The sequence below is a fragment of the Nonomuraea sp. K271 genome (assembly GCF_009908215.1).
GTDB classification, from domain to species: Bacteria; Actinomycetota; Actinomycetes; order Streptosporangiales; family Streptosporangiaceae; genus Nonomuraea; species Nonomuraea longispora.
In genome coordinates this window covers 1-5,862 of record NZ_JAAAHR010000289.1, presented here as the reverse complement: position 1 = coordinate 5,862, position 5,862 = coordinate 1, and the positions used below count along the sequence as shown (strand labels likewise).

The following is a 5,862-nucleotide window of genomic DNA, read 5'->3' as shown; positions in this document are numbered from 1 at the left end:
GCCCGCACCCGCGCCGGCCATGCCTCCGGACCCGCCCCCGGACCCGCCAGGACCTCCGCCTCGCCGGACGCCGCCCGCCCCGCCGCGCGTGCGGGTGGGCGCGCCCAGGTTGAGCGGTGGCGCCGTGCCCCTGCGCGGTTCGAGCGGCGCCCTGGTCGCCGCCTTACCGGCCTGCTGGTCGGTGTCGAGGGGCGCCGCCGTGGCGGGCACGCGGGTGCCGGAAGGAGCGCCTTCGCCTTCCTCGGCGCGTACCCTGGCCTGCCCGGTCGCCGCCGTGGCCGCCACCCCCGCCGGGTTGGCAGCGGCCGCCGCCCTGATGACCGGCTCGGCCTTGCGCAGCCCCCAGCGTCCGATCCTGGCCGACGCGACCGGCGGCAGCGCGCCCGCGGACCGTTCGAGCACGGACGAACTGGCCGCCTCGCCGAGCATGCGGGTCGTGACCGTGTGGCCGTTGAGCGAGGCGAACAGGTGCTGGAACGGGCGGCGGTAGAAGAACACCGCGATCGTCAGCAGGGCCATGAACAGCACCTGCAGCCCCCACGGCATGGCCGTGGAGATGATCAGCGCGTAGCCGTACACGAGCACGCTGAGGACGATCGTCAGGACCGCCTGTCTCAGCAGCGTGCCGACGAGCATCTCCACCCAGCGCATGGCGATGATGCGCCCGCTGCCCGGATGCACGCCGATGAGCAGGAAGATCGGCCCGAGGATGAGCAGCAGCAGGAAGCCCACCTTGAGCACCAGCAGCGAGACCGCCACCAGGAAGATGAGCGTGCCGGCCACCAGCGCGGCGATGAACGCGCCGACGGCCACGCCCAGCCGGTTGGACCAGTCTCTGCCGGAGAAGACGGTGTAGCGGGGGTCGTTGCGCAGTTGCGAGGCCAGCTCCGCGTATTCCGACTGGCGGGCCCCCACGTCGGGCGCGGGCTGGCCCGCGACGGCAGGCGGGATCGACTGGATCTCCAGCATCTTGCGGCCGAAGTCGCGCACGATGGGCTGCTCCGGATCCGCGGTGCCGAACTGGCCCACCAGCCACGGCTTGCAGACCAGCGTCGACCACAGCGCGTCGGCGTTCTGCTCGACGCCCGGCGTGCCGCCCTGGCCGAAGCCGCCGGGCTTGACCTCGGGAGCGCTGTCGCCGGGAGGCGGCAGGCAGGACGCGCCGCCCGCGCCGGGCAGGCCGGAGAACGCCGAGTTGACGACCTCGCCGGTCTTGTCGGTGACCACCTTGCCGAGCCCGGTGAAGTCGGCCGGCCTGCTGAAGAACCAGACCGCCACGGTGACCGCCAGGACCATCCAGATGACGCCCTCGGCGGTCGTGGTGGCCCGCTTGCGGATCAGGCCGTACCAGGCCAGCCAGATCGCGCCGATGATCACGATCGGGCGGAGCAGCGGCCAGTACATCGCGTCGGCCAGGCTCGTGACGATGTCGTCGACCACGTCCTTGATCGACTGGAGCGGCCCTTCGGTCGCGGCCGCCTGGTACGTGGTGATCGTCAGCCGGTCGACGGCCTTGGCGGCGGTGAAGATGCCGTTGGCCCACATGTTGCCGAGCACGGCGACGTAGTCGGAGCAGCCCAGTTCGTGGGTGTGCCAGAACTGGCCGCTCATGCCGAACTGGCCGTAGTTGGTGGTCGGAGCCTGCGCCCCGCCCTCGGGCGGCATGGGCTGGATCATGCCGTCGGTGCCGCCGCCGATCACCTCGGGCGCGAGCGCGCCCGACAGGTCGCAGGGGGCCGCGGCCGCGGGGGCGGACACGCCTCCCACCACGACGGGCACCACGAGCACGGCGGTGACGAGCGCGAACGCCAGCGCGAGTCGTCGGGATAGCCGGACCTTCATGACCGTACCTCCTGCGCTCTGCCCACGCCCCCCTGAAGATCATCATGCCCGTCGGCGACGGGTTTGTCGTGTGTGGGGTTCGTGTCGAGCCAACGGAGAAGTTCCTCGGAGATCAGGTCTACTCCGATACGGCCCGCTCTGCCATCCAGATCACGGAATACGCATTCGCCGTTCCCGAGCGAGCGCAGCACGGCCTTGTGCTCTTCCGACGGCTCCACCCCGAGCAGGGACATGACGTGGTCCACCTCCACCCGTTCGGTGGACCTGAACGCGAAGACGGACGACAGGCAGTTGGTCACCTGCTCGTTCAGCAGGTCTCCCGCGTTCTGCGAGACCAGCACCAGAGCGGTGTTGCGGGAGCGGCCCATCCGGCTGACCTCGGGCACCAGCTTGGCGCCCTCGGGCGTGGAGGTGATCGCCCACGCCTCGTCCAGGAAGATCGCCTTCGGGGCGCGCCGGTCGAGGCCGTTCATCAGCCTGCGCGCGAACTGGGAGACCAGATAGAGCAGCGCCACCGACAGCCGCTGCTCGTAGGAGTAGTCGTCCCTCGTGGTGGCCACGTCGGGCAGCGTCAGGCCGCCCAGCGTGAACACGGTCGTCCACCCCTCCGTGTCGATCTGGTCGCCGCCGGAAGGGTCGAAGCAGAGCCTGGCCAGGTGCATCTCCGACATGGAGCGCAGCACCGCGCCGAGGTTCTTCGACGCGGCGTCGTCCGCCCGCTCCAGGAAGTCGACGACCTTGCCGAGCGAAGGATCGGGCGCGTTCGACACCGCGGCCACCGCCTGGATCATCGCCGACTCGCGCTCCTCCGACATCCGGGGCAGCAACAACCGCAGCGTCTCGGTGGCCATCGTCTTCTTCGCCGCGATGTCGTCGCCGAACGAGAACGGGTCGAGCAGGCCGGGCGCCGCCGAGCCGAGCGGGATGATGCGCGCCTTGCGGCCCCGCTTGTCGAGCAGCCGTACGAGCGACTCCGCGTCGCCCTTCGGGTCGATCACCGCGACCGTCACGCCGCGCAACGCCATCTGATAGATCATCAGCAACGCCAGCGTCGTCTTGCCGCCGCCCGGCTCGCCGGTGATCGCGATGGCGGTCGGCCGGTTACGGCTGGCCGCAAGCAGCGGGTCGAAGTGCACGATGCTGCGCGCCCTGCCCACCGTCTCACCGATGTACGGGCCCAGCCAGCCCTCGCTGCCGTCGTCGAGCCGGTCGCCCAGATCGACCGTCGCCGTGGCCATGCCACCCGCGATCGTCCGCAGCGGCTGGCGCTGGGCGTAGGCGTTGACCTGCACCTTCTCCCCCGGCAACGCCTCGCAGAACAACGAGAACTGGTCGCCGGTCGAGTTGACCACGTCGATGCCCATGTCGCGGTAGTGCTCGACGACCGCCTCCACCCGCTGCACGCAGATGTCCTCGGTCGGGGCCGACACGATCAGGCGGTGCCAGCCGTACACGAACGGCAGCCGCTCCTTGGTGATGCCGTGCTCCAGCATCCGGGCGGCGTCGATCTGCTCGGCCAGCGCCAGCGGCGCCTCCGCGCCCGCCTCCCGGATGTGGTGGTCCATGTCGCGGGCGTGCGCCAGTTTCCGCGCAACGTCCTTGGAGGCCTTGACCGGCGGGATCAACCGCATCCGGGACGAGATCTCCACGGGGAAGGCGAGCTGGTCGGCGAAGTGCATCCACGGCTCACCGTCGGGGAACGGCATGAGATCGGGGAAGCGCGCGAACGACAGATGGGCGACGTACGACTCGCCCTGCGGCTGCACGATCCGCAGCAGTGATCTGCCGTTGTGGATCTCGCCCTCGACCAGCGCCTCGATCTCGCCCTTGCCCCAGCGCCGCTTCGGGCTCGCCGATGGCGGCGGGTCGCCCAGCGCGCCCGCGGCCGCGTGCCGGAACAACCACGCCACCTCCACGGAGGTCGCGTGCCTGACGTAGAGCGCACTCGACGCCAGCGCCCTGCCGAGCCGCTCCGCCTGCTCCGTCCACCGCCCGATCTCACTGTCGGGCACGTGGTCGTCCTCCATGCCGAGCGTCTTCTCGGTTCTCTGGTAGAAGCCGAGGAGCTGGCTGAGCACGCCGCTGCCGAGCTGCTTGCCGCGCGGCCCGAGCCGCACGCCGAGGTAGACCTCCTTCGACCAGAAGTCCTTTGCCCAGACGTGCCGGTACATCTCCTCCAGGTAGTCGCGCCAGCCGGGCCCCTCGTCGGACGTGGCGTTGAGCGCCATGGCCCACTCCGCCGCGGGGTAGGTGCGGTGCGCGACCCTCAGATGCACCTCGGCGTCGGGCATCCTGATCGCCGCCAGCGCGATCGTTATGTTGGTGGCCAGCGCCTCGCGCTCCTCGGGCGTGACGAACTCGTAGCTGACCGTCGGGAGTCTGAAGTACGCCCATGCGCAGGTGTCCGTGAGCAGGATGCGGTCGTCGAAATAGCGGACCGCGAGGCGCTGGTGCGCTCGTGACGCCCTGCTCATGCCGCCCCCTCAGCGCATGAACGGGCTGTGCCTGCTCGCTTGTTCACTTATCGCTCACCGATTCTCGTGCCCGGGGGGTCACTCGCCAACTCCTCTTCGCTCGGTCGGACGGTCTGTGCCTGTGCCGCGAAGCCCGCTATCACCACGCCGGCCAGGGCGAGGTAGGCCCGCCGCCCGGCCGCGCGCAACTGCCCGGGGTCGACGACGTCCGCGCCGCCCGGCGCCAGATCGTCCTCCCAGGGGACCCTGACGATGGCCCGGCACCTGCCTCTGGCCACCGCCTCCGCCTGCTCGACGTCGGCCATCGAACGCCTGCTCACGCCGTTCACCACCATCACCGCACGCCTGCGCAGCTCCGCGCAGCCGTGCCCGTCGAGCCACTCGTACGTCATCGCCACCGCCTCCGACGCCTCCTCGCTCGCCGGGACCACGAGCACGAGCTGGTCGGCGTAGGGCAGGACCCGTGCCGCCAGCGCGGCGGCCGGGTCGATGACGGCCAGCTTGTAGTGGCGGTCCAGCAGGCGCATCGATTCGCCCAGCCGGTGGTCGGAGAACAGGGACCGGTCCGCCAGCCGCTGCTCGGCGCCCGCGTCGGTGTCGGCGCTGATCACCTCAAGGCCGGAGGCCGTCCTCGTGGTGTATCCGCGCATGGAGAGGTAGCCGCTGACCCGGTCGAGGCCGGACAGCAGCGAGGTGAGCGTCTCAGGGGTCTCCAGCTCGATCTTGCTGGTCAGGGTGCTGCCGCCGGTGTTGGCGTCGACGGCCACCACCCTGTCCTCGCGGTAGTGGGCGAACGTGTGGCCCAGCATGAGCGCGGTCGTGCTCTGCCCCGCGCCTCCGGTGCAGCCCAGCACGACGACCCTGCGGCTGCCGCCGAACACGGCCCTCGCCCTGGCCTCGTCGATCTCCGATCCGTCGGTGCGTACGCCGGGCCCGCCGACCACCACCTGGGCGATCCGCCGCCAGCCGCCCGGGTCGCGCCCGACGACCGACTCGACCCGGCGCACCCGGCCCTCGCCGGGGCGCGGCACGGGCACCGGCGGCACCAGTTCGCCGCTGCGGTCGGGTTCGCTGCGCAACGGCGGCGCCTGCTGCCCGCGCCCGCCCGGCCGCGCACCCCGCCGACCGGCCCTCGAATCCCCGTCCGTCCCGGCACCACGCCGGCCCGCCAGGGAGTCACCGTTTGTCCCGGCATCGTGGCGGCTCGCCGTCGAGGTGTCGCGGTCGCCGGTCGGGTCGGGGGTGCCGGGATCTTCGCCGGTCGCCCTGTCCGGTCCGCCGGACCCGCCGACCGGGATCAGCGGCGGCCTCGCACGACCGCCGTTCGCCTGGTCCCTCGCCGGGGTCTCCTGGTCGTCCGCCGCTTCCCGTACGTCTTGCACGCCCTGGCCGGACGTTTCCCCTTCCCCGTCCTGAACCGCGTCCGTCGTGCTCTCAGGCACGTCCTGCCCGGCACCGGCCGCAGCGTCCACGGCCTCTTCCGCCTCACCCACGGCAGAGGGAACGTCGTCGGCCTCGGCACCGTCACCCTGAGCGGTGGGAACGG

At 71.6% G+C, this 5,862-nt stretch carries 3 protein-coding genes; all 3 read right to left on the bottom strand.

What is annotated here, in order from left to right; genetic code table 11:
• Positions 1-1,842 (bottom strand): type IV secretion system protein (locus GUY59_RS45645; RefSeq protein WP_161715081.1); only part of this gene is annotated, 1,842 nt, incomplete at its 3' end.
• The gene (locus GUY59_RS45640; protein WP_138208587.1) at positions 1,839-4,316 is read right to left on the bottom strand and encodes an ATP-binding protein; all 2,478 of its coding nucleotides are present in this window, start codon (positions 4,314-4,316) and stop codon (positions 1,839-1,841) included. The genes GUY59_RS45640 and GUY59_RS45645, both read right to left, overlap by 4 nt.
• Positions 4,317-4,363: 47 nt before the next feature.
• Positions 4,364-5,862: MinD/ParA family ATP-binding protein (locus GUY59_RS45635; RefSeq protein WP_236668138.1), on the bottom strand; the 1,499-nt coding region annotated here is incomplete at its 5' end.